This window comes from Streptomyces sp. NBC_01306, assembly GCF_026340465.1.
Classification (GTDB): Bacteria; Actinomycetota; Actinomycetes; order Streptomycetales; family Streptomycetaceae; genus Streptomyces.
In genome coordinates this window covers 832988-847550 of record NZ_JAPEPC010000001.1, presented here as the reverse complement: position 1 = coordinate 847550, position 14563 = coordinate 832988, and the positions used below count along the sequence as shown (strand labels likewise).

Here is a 14563-nt window from a genome sequence, read left to right as displayed (position 1 = left end):
GTATGGAGGTGCAGGCAGCAAATGAAACAGGGGAGCAGCATCCGGGTCTGCTCCGTCGGGCCAGAGCCCTCTATCGCAACGTCTCCAAACGCAGAATGGCGTGGCTGCTCCTCAAGGACACCGTCAACTCGTGCATGGAGTACCGGATCCTGGGGCTCGCGGCCGAGGCGGCGTTCTTCACGCTGCTCTCGCTGCCGCCGCTGCTGCTCAGCCTGATCGCCCTGCTCGGCTACGTCGACGGCTGGACCGACACACACACCGTCGCCAGCCTGGAGAAGAACATCCTGCACGCGGCGAGCACCGTCCTCTCCGACCGGGGCGTCCACGACTTCGCCGAGCCGCTCCTGGAGAACGTCACGCACGGCAAGCGTCCCGATGTCGTCTCCATCGGCTTCGCCTTCGCCCTGTGGTCCGGATCGCGGGCGGTGAACGTCTTCATCGACACGATCACGGTGATGTACGGGCTCGACGGCCGGCGCGGCATTGTCATGACCCGGCTGCTCTCCATCGTGCTGTACGTCGTCGCGCTGGTGATCGGGGCGGTGGTGCTGCCCCTCGCGGTCGCGGGCCCCGACCGGGTCGTGCAGTTCGTGCCCGGCGCCGAACAGGTCATCTCGGTCCTGTACTGGCCGGTCGTCATCCTGCTGTCGATCGCCTTCCTCACCACGCTCTACCACGTGTCCGTACCGGTGCGCTCGCCCTGGGTCGAGGATGTGCCGGGGGCCCTGGTGGCGCTGGGCATGGGGTTCCTGGGAAGTCTGCTGCTGCGTATCTACCTCACGAGCACGGTCGAGGGACCGACGATCTACGGTTCACTGGCCGCGCCGGTCGCGGTGCTGCTGTGGATCGGGGTGTCGGCCTTCTCCGTCCTGGTCGGCGCCGCGGTCAACGCCGCGATCGACCGGATCTGGCCCTCGGTGGCCACGGCGGCGGCACGCGCGGCGAACGAGCGGCTCCGGCTCCAGCAGACCGCCCGCCCGGAGGGCGGAGCGCACACCGCGGACCACCCGGGCGCCGGAGCCCCCGAGGCCGACGACGAAGAGTCGGACATGCCGTCCGAATTCCCCGAGCGCTGGTCGAAATTCCTGCCCCCCGAGGACGTCACGGCCCGGCTGCGTACGAAGAAGCCCGAGGACAGACGCTCCACCCCGGACCAGGACTGACGGCGGACAGGCACGCGCCCGGCAGCCACGGAACCCGACGGCCACCGACCCCGACAGTTGCGGAGCCCGACGGCCACCGAGCCCGGACCGGACCGCCTTCGCCACCCCTCTGCGCCCCGGGAACTCTCCAATGGACGGCGTCAGGTGCCCACCAGGCGCACCGATCGGCTTGTGAGCCGCCGCCTCGGTCAGCCGCCATCGCGCGCGGGCCCTCACCACCGCGGAGAAATGATGGATGACCTCTCCGCCGCCGACCGTGAAACGGCCCCACCTCGGTGATCAGCCAGCAGCAGCTCGAAGATCCGCTTCACCGTTGGTGCGAATCACGGCGGATCGCCGCGTACAGACCGACCTTGGACTTCGGCAGCACCCCGGTCCCCTCATCGTGCAGAGCACAACCATGGTTCAGGGGGTGGCTGACGGAACCGAATCCGGTCTCCATGCGTGGCCCGACCGCCGGTCGAGCGCGGCACCGACGTCGGGACAGTTCCGGCGGACGGTGTCGAGGAAGGCGCCCAGCACGGGGGAGCGGTCCTGGCCGTTGAAGGACAGGATCAGTTCGGGCAGTGCCGTGCGCGGGGTCACCTCGCAGAACCGGGTGCCCGGGCGCGGGGCCGACAGCATGCGGGAGGGCCCGAGGCCCACGCCGACCCCGCAGGCGGCCAGGCCGATGATCGTGTGCACGTCCCTGGCGACGGACGCGCCGTCCACCGCGTCGTCGCCCAACAGGGTGCGCAGCCCGGCGGTCACCGCGGGCTCGTCCTCCCCGGCGGCCACGATCAGCGGTTGCCGCCGCACCTGGTCCACGCTCACCGACGTCTGGCCTGCGTAGGGGTGCGTGCTGCTGACGACGGCGATCAGGTGGTCGTGCCCGACCGGGACGGACACCAGGTGCTCGGCCCCGGCGCCCCGTGGCGGTCCGAGGGTAACGGCCACATCCAGTTCGCCCGAGATGAGGGTGGCGGCGCTGCGGCTGGACGCCATCTCGTGCAACTCCAGCCTCACATCGGGACGTTCGCGGCCGAACCGGCTCAGGACGTCGGGCAGCGGGTTGAGCAACGCGGAGGCGATGAACCCCAGGCGCAGCCGCCCCGTCTCGCCGCGCGCCGCCCGGCCGGCGTCCACTGTGGCCGCTGTCATTTCCTCCAGAGCCCGCCGCGCCCGGGCGAGGAACGCCTGGCCCGCCGCAGTCGGGAACACGCCCTGGCGCGTGCGGTCGAACAGCCGGGCTCCCATTTCGCGCTCCAGGTCGGCGATCTGTTTCGAGAGCGGGGGCTGCGCGATGCCCAGCGCGTGGGCCGCCCGGCCGAAGTGTCCGTGCTCGGCGAGGGCGAGCGCGTACCGCAGATGCCGCGCCTCCATGACCACCCCTTCATACACAAAAAGTATCGCCACCCAGCGTGCCATATCTTCTGCTGGATGAAGCGGCCGTCGCCGACTGGGATGGCGGCCATGACGACCTCCCCGAACACCGAAGTGAACGACACCGTCCTGGTCCTCGTCCACGGCGCCTGGCACGGCTCATGGCAGTGGGCGGCGACGCAGCGCGCACTCGCCGGTCTCGGTGCCGCGAGCCTGGCTGTCGACATGCCCGGGCACGGCTTCGATGTCCCCCTGCCCAGCGGGTACCTGCTGCCCGGTCAGCCGGGTCTGCTGACCGAGAAGTCGCAGCTCGCCGCCGTGACGATGGACGACTGCGCCGATGCCGTCCTGGACACGCTGCGCCGGGTCCGCCGCTACGGCCGTGTCGTGCTCGTCGCCCACAGCGCGGGCGGCGGACCCGCGTCGCTGGCCGCGGAGCGCGCCCCCGAGCTGGTCGACCGCATCGTCTACCTCTCCGCGTTCGTCCCCGCCGGCCGCCCCCGGTTCTTCGACTACCTCAGCACCCCCGAGAACGCCACCGCACAAGGACAGAGCCTCAACCTCGGTGATCCCGGGGCACTGGGCGCCGTACGCATCAACCCGCTCTCGCCGGACCCCGCTTACGTCGAGGAGCTACGGCAGACCCACTACCACGACACGCCCGCCGGCCGCTTCGACCGCTGGCGCTCCGCGCTCAGCCCCGACCTGCCACTGGCCATCCCGACAACCCCGGTCACCCTGACCGCGGCGCGGTGGGGCCGCATCCCACGCACCTTCCTGCGCTGCGCGCAGGACCGGGCGCTGGCGCCGGCCGCACAGGACCTGATGATCGCCGAGGCCGACCGGGCCATGCCGGGCGAGCCGTTTACCGTTCACACCCTGCCGGGCAGCCACAGCCCGTTCGCCGCCCGGCCGCAGGAACTCGCCGAGGCGCTGGTCCGGTGACCGGCGGTCGGTTCATGAGCCGATCGTGTGAGTGCTCCGTCAGTGCGTCTCGACCGGGCCCTGGGCGTCGAGCCGGTATGCGGGGGCAGGGCTCGGAGCCCGGGGCGCGCTGATGTGCAGCACCGTGTAACTGCCGTGGCTCAGGCCGCTGACGGTCACCTTGGCCGGGTAGGGGGCCTCGGTGCCCTGCGCGCAGGACGGCACGCAGCTCACAGCCAGGTACTTTCCCTTGGCGACGGCTGTCGGCCGTCCCCAGTCCGACCAGACCAGGTCTTTGAGACCCACCTCGCCGTCACCGCAGGCGAGAGTGAAGTCCGCGGGCGAAGCGACCGGCTTCTGGTCGCAGCCGTACACCACAGCGGATTTCGCCGACGTCACCGCACTGGGCGGGGCCGCCGGTGGTGTCGTCGCCGCGGACGAGCCCGGCGCAGTGGCCGAATGAGTTGCCGCGGCCTTCGGAGCGGATACTGAACCGCCGCACCCCGACACCGCAGCCAGAACAGCCGCCGCAACGCCGAGGCCGAACACGCTGCGGGGCCGGCCGTTGATCCTTCGTGCCATCCGCTTGCTCCTCGTGTGCTCGCCGATATGCCTTCGAGTGAAATCCGAGCGGAACCCGAGCGGAAGCAGAAATCAGGATACGCAGTCGGCGAGTGATGAAGCCCTGAACCCGGTCACCCCTGGCCGGCGCCGAGGAGACCCACGAGGCGGTCGCCAACGGCCAGGGCGTGGCCCTGCTGGCCGGCGGCAACGCCCCGCTGGTCGTCCGCGACGAGGTGACCGCCGTGCCGGTCCGTGGCATCTCCCCGTCCCGGCCGGCGGTGGCCGCCCGCCGGGACGACGCGCGGCCCCTGGTGCTGGCCTGCCTGGCCGCGGCGTCGAAGGTGACAGCAGGCACCGCCTGACCCGGGCTCAGCCGGCTCACCGGCCCAGGGCCTGCGAGGGGTGGTCCGTACGGCAAGCCCGGCCTGATCGCCGTCGCCGCGCATCTCGGCGCCGGGTGGTCGGTCGCCGCCACCGCGGACGCGGTCGGGCTCGGCGCCCGCCGGCTGCACCGCCGTTCGCTGGACGCCTTCGGCTACGGACCGGACGTGCCCCGGCCCCGTGGGCGGTCCGTACGCCGTCCCGGGGCGAGGGCGCCATCCCCGCCCCGGACCGCGCGGCGTCGTACCCGGGGCAACCGTCCGCGGGGCCGCCGGTTACGGCCTTTTACGGCCTTGGGGTAAGGCTTGGGAAGGCCCTTACGGAATGTTCCCGCCCGGCTCGCCGGGGTCGCTCGTGCGGTGGCTCTGCCGGTCGTCCGGTGTCACTGACCGTGGCGCACCCCGTACGCTGAGGTGCGCGACAGAGACGCGCGGTGTACGCAGAGATGTTCAGGAAGCGCGGCGGGGGCGGTATGGCACTCGGTTACAGCCGGCGCACCGGCGAACTGCCCGTGGAAGTCACCGGATTCGTCGGCCGCTCCGCGGAACTCGACCGGATCCGGGAGCTGGTGGCGCGGGCGAGACTGGTGACCCTCGTCGGCCCCGGCGGAGTGGGCAAGAGCCGGCTGGCGCTGCGCGCCGCACTGACCCTCAAGGGGAACTACACGGACGGCGTCGTCCTGACCGAGCTCTCCCCGCTGCACGACCCCGAACTGTTGCCCCAGGCAGTGGCGAGCGCGCTGGGGCTGGCCGAGCAGTCCGGGCGGCTCGTGCTGGACGTCGTCATGGAGCACCTCCAGGAACGCCGGCTGCTGCTCGTCCTGGACACCTGCGAACACCATCTCGACGCCTGCGCGTTCCTCGCCGACCTGGTGCTGCGCGAGGCACCCGGCGTGACGGTGCTGGCCACCAGCCGGCAGCCGCTGGACGTCCCGGGTGAACACACCCTGCACGTACCGCCGCTGGCCTGCGACGACGCGGCGACACTCTTCGAACAGCGGGCTGCGGCGGTGGTGCCCGGCTTCCGGATCAACGCGGGCAACCACCAGGACGTGCTGGCGCTCTGCCGCCGTCTGGACGGCATTCCGCTCGCCATCGAGCTGGCCACCGTACGGCTCAGAGCCATCCCGCTGGACCAGCTGACCGCCCGGCTCGAACACCGCTTCCGGCTGCTCACCGGTGGCCGGCGCAGCGCCGTGCTGCCCCGTCATCAGACGCTGAGCACCGCGATCGACTGGAGCCACGACCTGTGCTCGGCCGAGGAACGGCTGCTCTGGGCGCGGCTGTCGGTGTTCGCCGGGCCGTTCGACCTGGCGGCCGTCGAAGAGGTCTGCTCGGGCGCCGGGCTGCCGCGCGACGAGATCCTTGAGCACCTCGTCGGCCTGGTCGACAAGTCGGTGGTGCTGCGGGTGGTGCGGGACGGCGACACCGGCTCCCGCTACCGGCTGCTCGACACCATCAGGGAGTACGGAGCGGACCGCTGCGCGGCTCTGGGCGATGAGCAGGAACGCTGCCGCGCCCGCCACCGCACCCACTATCTGGCCCGGGTCCAGCACTTCTACGAGACCGTACTGACGTCCGAACAGGTCCCGCTCTACTGGGAGTTGTACCGCGATCTCGCCGATCTGCGGAGCGCACTCGACTACTCGCTCTCCCGGCCCGACGGCATCAGGCCCGGCCTGGAGATGGCCGCGAGGCTCTGGCCGTTCTGGCTGACGGCCGGGCTCTCCAAGGAGGGCCGCTACTGGCTGGGCAAGGGCATCGACGCCGACCCCGAGCCCTGCCCCGAACGGGCGCTCGCGATGCTCTGGCGCAGCCTTCTCGCCCTGGTGCAGGGCGATCTCGAACCGGCACTCGCCGGATTCGAGGCGACCAGGGAGGTGGCAGGGCAGGCGGGATCGGAACTCGATCTCGCCCTCGCCACCGGCTACACCGGCGGCGTCCGCTGGCTCCTCGGCGACCCCGAGACGGGACAGCGGCTTCTCGACGAGGCGCTGGACCGCCAGCACCGCATCAACGACCGGCTGAGCCTGGTCGTCTTCCACTACCAGAAGGGCTATATGCACGCGGTGCTGCGCGACTCGGACGCAGCGGTCGAGGAGTGCGAGAAGGCGCTGCTGCTGCTCGGCGACGAGAGCGGCGAATGCATCATCAAGGGCCAGATCCTGGTCATCGAGGCCATGGCGGCCTGGGGACGTGGGGAGCCCGCGGAGTGTGTGGCGCTGGCCCGCTCCGGTCTGCACCGCAGCCGCGAGGTCCGGGAGATGTTCGGCGCGGCGAACAGCCTGGAACTGCTGGCCTGGGGGGCCGCCGAACTGGCCAGCCCCAGCAGGGCGGCCTGGCTCCTCGGTGCCGCCGGGGCGCTGTGGCGCAAGGTCGGCTCCCCGATGATGGGCGCCGCGGTGTATCTGGACGACCACACACGGGTGGAGCGGGCCGTCCGCGCCGAGCTGGGGGACACGGAGTTCGCCCGGCTGTTCGCGCAGGGCGCCGAACTCCCGCTGGACCGGGCCGTCGAGCTGGCGCTCATGGACGCCGACAGCCCGGCCACCCCGCTGCCCCGGCAGCTGGACTCGGCACCGGGCGACATGCTGACCCGCCGGGAGCGGCAGGTCGCCGCGCTGGTCTCCGAAGGTCTCACCAACCGGGAGATCTCCGAACAGCTGGTGATCTCCAAGCGCACGGCCGACGCCCACGTCGAACACATCCTGGCCAAGCTCGGCTTCTCGTCCCGCGCGCAGATCGCGGCACTGGCGGGGCGGCCCCAGGTCACGGACACAGAAGCGGCGCCACCGCAGTAGCCGCCCGGTTCCGTACGGAAACAGACCGGACAGCACCCGGGCTCCGGCCGGGCCGTAGCCGCCCGCCCGGTTCCGTACGGAAGCAGACCCGAGCGCACCCGGCCCGCGCCCGAGCGGCCCGCGCCCGAGCCTCGCCCGTACGGACCGCGAGCCCCGACGGCGCCGCCCCGCGCCCCGGCGCAGCGCCCGCCGGCGGCAGCGGCGTCAGGGCTGTCGGTCGCTCTGGCCGCAGATCCAGGACAGCGCGTCGTACAGCCCGCGCGCATGGTCGTCCGGGACCCCGCGCTGGACGGCGTCCTCCAGCTGTACGGTCACCGCGTCCACCTCGGCGGTCAGCCGCCCGAGATCCGGCGCGCCGCCCGTGATGCCGGTGGCCGGCGCCGCGTCCGCCCGGCCCAGGGCCCACAGATACCCGGTCAGTACACCGAGCGAGAGCTGATTCTGCGCTTCGGGAGCCGAGGCCGCTTCCACCTTCCGGTACGCCGCCTCCACGTCGGCGCGGTACCTCGTACCCACGCGTTCGTCGTCGAATGGTTCTCTCTCCGGGGTGCTCATACCTGTGAGTGTGTCCGATTCCTTCGTGGTGATGTCTCCGCGGAAGTTCCGCCGGGACGATTTTCCGCGCCCCGCCGCGTCCTGCGTCCGGTCAGACGGAGGACGCGGTGGCGGCGTCGAGATGGCGGTTGAGAGACCGCCCGATGTGCGCGAGCGGCGCCGCCTGGGTCATGGCGTGATGGGTGCACGCGATGTCGTGCGACTCGATCCGGCCGGTCACCCAGGGGCGCCACGCCTCCCCGGCGAGGGCCTGCGCCGACTTTCCCTGGGTGGCGTGGAAGTACAGCAGATCCCCTTCGAACACGCCCTCGACGAAGGTCGGCTGGAGCCGGACCGAGTTGGTCAGGACCGAGGTCATCGCCGCCACATGGTGCTCGGCGAGCCCATGGCGCTCGGTGAGCGGGGCGGGGCGCCCGTTCCCGCCGTCGCTGCTGAGGATCGCGGCGACATCCGTGGCGGTCAGCGCCGACAGACCGGGGCCCCGCGGGGTGTGCCCGGCCGCTTCCAGCAGGAGGGCCAGGGCCGCGTGGTCGTCGGGCAGCGACCTGAGCCGACTGCGCGGGTCGATGGGCCGGGAGTCCAGCATGGCCAGCAGGGCGACCTCTTCGCCCCGGTCCTGGAGCCGTACCGCGATGGCGTGCGACAGCGCGCCGCCCAGGGACCAGCCCAGCAGGTGGTAGGGGCCGGACGGCTGTACGGAGCGGATGTGCGCCACATAGTCGGCGACCATCTCCTCGAAGGTCGCGGGCAGCCCGCCCGGCCCGGAGAGCCCCCGCGCCTGCAGCCCGTACACCGGCAGGTCGGCCGCGAGATGGCGCGGCATTCCCGCGTAGCACCAGCTCAGACCACCCGCCGGGTGGACGCAGAACAGCGGCGGCCGGGAACCGTCGGTGCGCAGCGGCAGCAGCATCGCGAAGGGGTCCTGGGCCCCGCCGCTGTCGAGCAGCCGGGCAAGTCCGGCCACCGTCGGCGCCTCGAAGACCGCGCCGATGGAGAGGGCGGCGCCCAGCGAGGAGCGGATACGGCCGATGAGCCGGGCGGCCAGCAGCGAGTACCCGCCCAGGGCGAAGAAGTCGTCGTCGATGCTGACGTCGCCGACGCCCAGCACCTCGGCGAAGAGCGCGCAGAGGGTCCTCTCCTGTGCGCTGCGGGCGGGCCTCCCGGACGGTTCGGCCGCCGCCTCGGGCGCCGGCAGCGCGGCCCGGTCCAGCTTGCCGTGCGGCGTGAGCGGCAGCGTGCCGAGCAGCAGGTACGAGGCGGGGACCATATAGCCCGGCAGCCGCTCCGTGGCCCAGGCCCGCAGCGCGGCGGTGGACAGGGCGCCGTCGGCCGCGGTCCTCGGCGCCGGGACCGCCGGCGGCGCCTGCCGGCCGGCCGGCACCACGTAAGCGGCCAGGACCGGTTCGCCCTGCGGAGACTCGCGTACCGCGACCGCCGCGCGGGCCACCCCGGGGTGGCGGGCGAGCACCGCCTCGATCTCACCCGGCTCGATCCGCAGCCCCCGGAGCGTGAGCTGGTCGTCGGTGCGCCCGAGGTACTCCAGCGCGCCCCGGCCGGTCCACCGCACAAGATCGCCGGTGCGGTACATACGGCTGCCCGGTGCACCGAACGGATCAGCGAGGAAACGTTCGGCCGTCAGCTCGGGCCGGTTGAGGTAGCCGCGCGCCACCTGCGCACCGGCCAGGTGCAGTTCGCCGGGCACCCCGGGCGGCACCGGGTTCAGGGCCTGGTCCAGGACATAGGCGCGGACGTTGTGACCGGGCCGCCCGATGACCGGCAGATCACCCTCCGCGTCCAGCCGGCAGTACACGGCGTCGACCGTGCACTCGGTCGGGCCGTAGTAGTTGTACGCGACCGTGTCCCGGCACTCCCGCAGCGTGCGCCACAGCGCCTCGTCCAGCGGCTCCCCGCCGACCATCAGCAGCCGCGGGCGGTGCCGGGCGCCGGTGAGCAGCCCGGCGGCGATCAGCTGGTGGAGATAGGAGGGCGTGACATCCAGGAAGTCGATCCCGTGCCGGTCGACATAGCGGACCAGCGCCGCCGGGTCGAGCCGTACGGCGTCGTCGATCACATGGAGCTCCTGGCCCGCCGCCAGGAAGAGCGGACCCTCCCACGCGGTGTCGAAGGTGAACGTCGCGGTCAGCGCGGACCGCAGCGGCCGGCCCGCCGCCGCGACCGCCGGTGCGATCAGTTCGCTGTGGTGGTCGGCGCAGAGATTGCTGAGCGAGCGGTGCTCGACGACCACGCCCTTCGGCGCTCCGGTGGACCCCGATGTGTAGCTGACGTACGCCGGGTGGTGCGGCAGCAGCGGGGCCCGGCGGTCGCTGTCGCAGGGGTCGGTGCCGGGCCCGGCCGCCAGTTCGCGGACGGTACCGGGGGCGTCGACCAGCAGCGCGGGCACGGTGGCGGGCAGCCCGGGGGCGGCAGCGGCGGTGGTGACGACACAGAGCGGGGCGGCGTCGGTGAGCAGATACCGGATGCGCTCGGCGGGGTGCTCCGGATCCACCGGTACGCACGCCGCGCCGGACTTGAGCACGGCGAGCAGCGCGACCGGGTAGTCGGCGGTGCGCGGCAGCGCCAGCGCGACGAAGGTCTCGGGACCGGCACCGCGCGAGATCAGCAGCCGGGCCAGCCGGTTGGCCCGCGCGTTCAGTTCGCCGTACGTGAGGACGCTCGCGCCGCACACCAGCGCGGTCGCCTCCGGGGTCCGGTGGGCCTGGGCCTCGAACAGCTCGGTCAGAGTGGCGGTGGGTACCGGGCGCCCGGTGTCGTTCCAGCCGCTCACCACCCGGTGCCGCTCGTCGGATGTCAGCAGCCCGATCTCCGCCACGGGCCGGTCGGGACCCGCCGTGGCCAGCGTGTCGAGCAGGGCCAGGAACCGCCGGTGGTGTCCGGCCGTGACCTCCGCGCTGTACAGGCCGGGGTCCGCGTTGAAGTCGATCCGCAGTGAACCGTCCGCCGGGCGGTCGTACACGTTCACACCGAGCCCGGTCACCGGGCCGTTGGAGAGGTTGTGCAGGACGGCGGGGTGCCGGCCGAACGACAGCTGCGGGTCGTATCCCATGATGTTGATGCCCCAGTCGCCCAGATACCCGCCGGTGGGGATACCGCCGAGGTCCTTGACGAGATACGGCGCCGGGTAGCGCTGGTGGCGCAGCAGCCCGCGTGCCTGCCGCGCGGTATGGCGTACCAGCTCGGACACCGTGGAGCCGGGCTCCGGACGTACCGACAGCGGAAGCACGTTGGCCAGCATCACCGGGACCGTACGGGCCACTGCTCCGGTGCGGCCGGTCACCGTGAGATCGAGTGACACCTCGTCCCGCCCGCTCAGCCGGTGCACGTACAGCGCGAGCGCCGCCATCGCGACCGACGGCAGGCTCGTCCTGGCCTGCCGGGCCAGGGCCCGCAGTCCGGCGGCGGCCGGGGCGCCGACCGGGCCGCTCTCCCGTACGAAGCGGTGCGGGACCGACTTCAGCCGGCCCGCCGCGTCGGGCGCCGCCGGGTGGTCGGCGAGCTGCGCCGCCCAGTACTCCCGGTCCTCGGCGAACCGCTCCGACGCGTGGTACGCGGCCTCGTCGGCCAGCAGTTCCTCCAGCGTCCCCCAGGCCGGGTCGGGGCGGAACCGGCCGGACTCCAGCGCGGAGTAGAGCTCGGCCACCCGCTGGATGAAGAGCGAGAAGCCGTAACCGTCGAGCGCGATGTGGTGCACGCTGATGTAGAGCAGGAAGCAGTCATCGGCTGTCCTGAGCACCGCGAAGGTGAAGAGCGGCGGACGCCCGAGGTCCAGCGGGCACCGCATGTCGTCCCACATCCAGGTGTGCGCGGCGGCCCACGGGTCGTCCGCGCCGCGCAGGTCCACCAGCGGCAGCGACCACCGGGGTGCCGGCCCGACGCGCTGCCAGGTGCGGCCCTCGCCGTCGGTCTCGAACCCGGCCCGCAGCGCCTGCGTCTCGCCGACGGCCTCGCGCAGGGACTCCTCCAGCAGCTCCAGGTCGAGCGGGCCCCGGATCTCGACGAACTCGGCCGCGCGGTAGTTGGGGTTCTCCGCGTCCAGCTCCTGGGAGAACCACATCCCCGTCTGTGCGGCGGTCAGCGGCAAGCGACCGTTCCGGCTGCCGGACTTCCTGTTCATGCGTGCCGTCTCCTGACGCAGGTGCTTGGTCTAAGGGCCATCAGGGCCAACGAGCGTCACCGGACAGGTGTATTGGTCCGGGGCGAAACTCTTTGGACCGGCGTTCCCGGACGGGCCGCGCTCCGAGTGGCCTGTTCCGTACCAAGACTTGGCCTGCGCTTTACGAGATTCTCTGCAACCGCTGCGCACGGACTATTGTCTCTACGGGTGTTGTATCCGGCGGGAAGTAGTGTGAGCGGAGCATGAGCATGGGGCGGGTCAAGGGCAGCATAGGGATCGCACTGCTGGTCAGCGCGGTACTGGCCGGCACGAGTGCCTGTGGGGGAAATGCCTCGGCGTCCGCCTCGGGCGACTCGGCCAACGGGGGGTCGCCCAAGGCGTCGGCCGCCGCACATCCGTCACCGACGCACCCCGCGGGTCCGCCGATGCTGCTGGAAACGATAGCCCCGAAGACCGGTACGACCGTGGGGGTCGCGATGCCGATCTCGGTGGTCTTCACCAACCCGGTCGCCACCTCGGCCCGCGACAAGGTCGAGAAGCACCTCAAGGTCTCCACGTCCGCGCCGGTCACCGGCGCCTGGCACTGGTTCAGCAGCACCCGCGCCGACTGGCGGCCCGAGAAGTACTGGCAGCCCGGCACCAAGGTGACGCTGAACGCGGACCTGAAGGACGTGAGCAACGGCAACGGCCGTTACGGGACGCACAACTACCAGCACAAGTTCACCATCGGTGATGACGTCGAGGCCACCGCGTCGGTGCCCGGCCACTCGATGAAGGTGACGCGCAACGGCAAGCCGGTCCGCACCCTTCCGATCGACGCGGGCAGCCCCAGCTTCCCCTCCTGGGACGGCACGATGGCCGTGATGGACAAGGCGAAGGAGGTCCACATGACCTCGTGCAGCGTCGGCATCAGCTGCACCAAGGGCAGCCCCGACTTCTACGACCTGACCCTGCCGTGGGACGTGCACCTCACCAACTCCGGTACCTACATCCACTACTCGACCGGCGACCCCTACCCGGGCCACAGCTATGGCTCGCACGGCTGTGTGCACCTCTCGATGGCGGACGCCAAGTGGTTCTACGACTTCGTCAAGCAGGGCGACCCGATCACCATCACCGGCTCCCCGCGCGGCAAGGCGGCCGGTGACAACGGTTACGCCGACTTCAACCTCTCCTGGCAGGAGTGGCTGAAGGACAGCGCCACCGGTCAGCAGACGACGACCACCGGCTGACCCACCGCACCGCACCGCACCGGCCCGACGCACGCGCCAGGCCGACCCGCGTTTCCCGGCCCGCAGTTCTCGCTGCGGGCCGGTTCGCGTGTCAGGGTGAGGTGCTGAGCGGCCCCGGGACGGGACCGGTGCCGGGTGTGAGCGGAGGAGCGGCGCGCTGATGAACGAAGAGACGGCGGCGTCCGGGGCAGGACGCGGCGGGCTCCCGCTGCCAGGGGTGCGGATGCGGGCCCGGGATCCCGGCGAGCCGCACCGTGCCTCCACCCCGCTGGAGCTCTTCTTCGACCTGTGCTTCGTCGTCGCGGTGTCGCAGGCGGGCAGCCATCTGGTGCACGCGCTGGCCGATGGCCACCCGGCGCACGGGATCACCGGCTATCTGGTCGTGTTCTTCGCGATCTGGTGGGCCTGGGTCAACTTCTCCTGGTTCGCGTCCGCGTACGACACCGACGACGTGCTCTACCGGGTCGCCACCCTGGTCCAGATCGCCGGGGTGCTCGTCCTCGCCGCCGGGGTCCCGCGCGCCTTCGACCACGCCGACTACGGGGTCGCGATCGTCGGCTATCTGATCATGCGCGTCGTGCTGACGCTCCAGTGGCTCCGGGCGGCGCGCGGCGAGACGGGCGCCGCCCGGGCCACGGCCCTGCGGTACGCGGCCGGGCTCGTGGTCGTACAGCTCGGCTGGGTCGTTCTGCTGCTGCTGCCCGACGCCGCGTGGGAGTGGGGCTTCGTGCCCATGGCCGTCGCCGATCTGTCGGTGCCCGCGTTCGCCGAGCACCGTCAACGGACCCAGTGGCATCCGCACCACATCGCCGAGCGCTACGGCCTCTTCACCATCATCATGCTCGGCGAGACCGTCGCGGCCGCGACGGTCGCGGTGCAGTCGGCGGTGGACGAGTCGGCCGCACTCGGCGAACTGCTGCCGATCGCGGCGGGCGGTCTCGTCATCGTCTTCGCCGCCTACTGGATCTACTTCGCGGTGCCCATCCACGAGCACCTGGCCTCCAACCGGCAGGCGTTCCTCTGGGGTTACGGCCACTATCTGGTCTTCGCGTCGGCCGCCGCGATCGGCGCCGGCATCGAGGTCACCGTCGAGCAGGTGACGGGCCACGCGCACATTCCGGCGGTCGCGGCAGCGGCGGCGGCCACCGTGCCCACCGCGCTGTTCCTGCTCACGGTGTCGCTGCTGCACACGCGCCACTTCAAACGGGGTGCGGCCCAGCGAGCGGTGCTGCCGGTCAGCGTGCCGCTGGTGCTCGCGACGACCTTCGCCGGCCACTGGGCGGTGCCACTGGCCGGCCTCGTCGCCGCCGCCACCGTCGCGGTGGGCGTCGCGCTGGCCCACCGGGAGCCGGGTACGGCGGTCCTGCCCGCCTGACCGCCGCCGCCGGCCCCCTCGCGGGCCGGCGGCGTCAGCGGCGGGATCCCGCGGCACACCCCTGCCCGGCGCAGA

Annotated in this window: 11 protein-coding genes and 1 pseudogene; 8 read left to right on the top strand and 4 right to left on the bottom strand. The window is 72.2% G+C overall.

The genetic code is table 11. The annotated features are described in order from the left end of the window. Window positions 1-8 precede the first annotated feature (8 nt). Window positions 9-1163, top strand: coding sequence for a YihY/virulence factor BrkB family protein (locus OG385_RS03715; protein WP_266851787.1), 1155 nt, complete (start codon window positions 9-11; stop codon window positions 1161-1163). 405 nt (window positions 1164-1568) lie between these two features. On the opposite strand, the gene OG385_RS03710 is transcribed toward OG385_RS03715, so the two are convergent. Further along, window positions 1569-2525 (bottom strand): LysR family transcriptional regulator, encoded by a 957-nt coding sequence (locus OG385_RS03710; protein ID WP_266851786.1) that lies wholly within the window; start codon window positions 2523-2525, stop codon window positions 1569-1571. Between the two features lie 90 nt (window positions 2526-2615). Between OG385_RS03710 and OG385_RS03705 the strand changes: the two genes are divergently transcribed. Next, window positions 2616-3470: an alpha/beta fold hydrolase gene (locus OG385_RS03705; RefSeq protein WP_266851784.1), complete on the top strand. Its 855-nt coding sequence runs from the start codon at window positions 2616-2618 to the stop codon at window positions 3468-3470. Window positions 3471-3509: 39 nt separating this feature from the next. Here the strand turns inward: OG385_RS03705 and OG385_RS03700 are convergent, their stop codons facing one another. Further along, window positions 3510-3755: a hypothetical protein gene (locus OG385_RS03700; RefSeq protein ID WP_266851782.1), complete on the bottom strand. Its 246-nt coding sequence runs from the start codon at window positions 3753-3755 to the stop codon at window positions 3510-3512. Between the two features lie 22 nt (window positions 3756-3777). Between OG385_RS03700 and OG385_RS03695 the strand changes: the two genes are divergently transcribed. From OG385_RS03695 to OG385_RS03680, 4 genes and pseudogenes are all read left to right on the top strand, one after another. Next, window positions 3778-3912 carry a hypothetical protein gene (locus OG385_RS03695; protein WP_266851780.1) on the top strand — a complete coding sequence of 45 codons (135 nt, stop codon included), beginning with the start codon at window positions 3778-3780 and terminating at the stop codon, window positions 3910-3912. Window positions 3913-4198: 286 nt separating this feature from the next. Then, window positions 4199-4375: a hypothetical protein gene (locus OG385_RS03690; RefSeq protein ID WP_266851779.1), complete on the top strand. Its 177-nt coding sequence runs from the start codon at window positions 4199-4201 to the stop codon at window positions 4373-4375. Window positions 4376-4444: 69 nt separating this feature from the next. Beyond that, a pseudogene (locus tag OG385_RS03685) lies at window positions 4445-4558 on the top strand (AraC family transcriptional regulator); the annotation flags it as partial. A 281-nt stretch (window positions 4559-4839) separates the two neighbouring features. Next, window positions 4840-7194 (top strand): LuxR C-terminal-related transcriptional regulator, encoded by a 2355-nt coding sequence (locus OG385_RS03680; RefSeq protein WP_266851777.1) that lies wholly within the window; start codon window positions 4840-4842, stop codon window positions 7192-7194. 204 nt (window positions 7195-7398) lie between these two features. Here OG385_RS03680 and OG385_RS03675 read toward each other — a convergent pair whose 3' ends face one another. Together OG385_RS03675 and OG385_RS03670 are read right to left on the bottom strand one after the other, a co-directional pair. Next, window positions 7399-7749: a hypothetical protein gene (locus OG385_RS03675; RefSeq protein WP_266851775.1), complete on the bottom strand. Its 351-nt coding sequence runs from the start codon at window positions 7747-7749 to the stop codon at window positions 7399-7401. A 91-nt stretch (window positions 7750-7840) separates the two neighbouring features. Continuing rightward, complete coding sequence (locus OG385_RS03670) at window positions 7841-11881, bottom strand: amino acid adenylation domain-containing protein (RefSeq protein ID WP_266851773.1); 4041 nt, start codon at window positions 11879-11881, stop codon at window positions 7841-7843. Between the two features lie 248 nt (window positions 11882-12129). Here OG385_RS03670 and OG385_RS03665 point away from each other — a divergent pair, with 248 nt between their 5' ends. Together OG385_RS03665 and OG385_RS03660 are read left to right on the top strand one after the other, a co-directional pair. Next, window positions 12130-13113: a L,D-transpeptidase gene (locus tag OG385_RS03665; protein WP_266860609.1), complete on the top strand. Its 984-nt coding sequence runs from the start codon at window positions 12130-12132 to the stop codon at window positions 13111-13113. A gap of 223 nt (window positions 13114-13336) precedes the next feature. Further along, window positions 13337-14488 (top strand): low temperature requirement protein A, encoded by a 1152-nt coding sequence (locus tag OG385_RS03660; protein ID WP_266860607.1) that lies wholly within the window; start codon window positions 13337-13339, stop codon window positions 14486-14488. Window positions 14489-14563 lie beyond the last annotated feature (75 nt).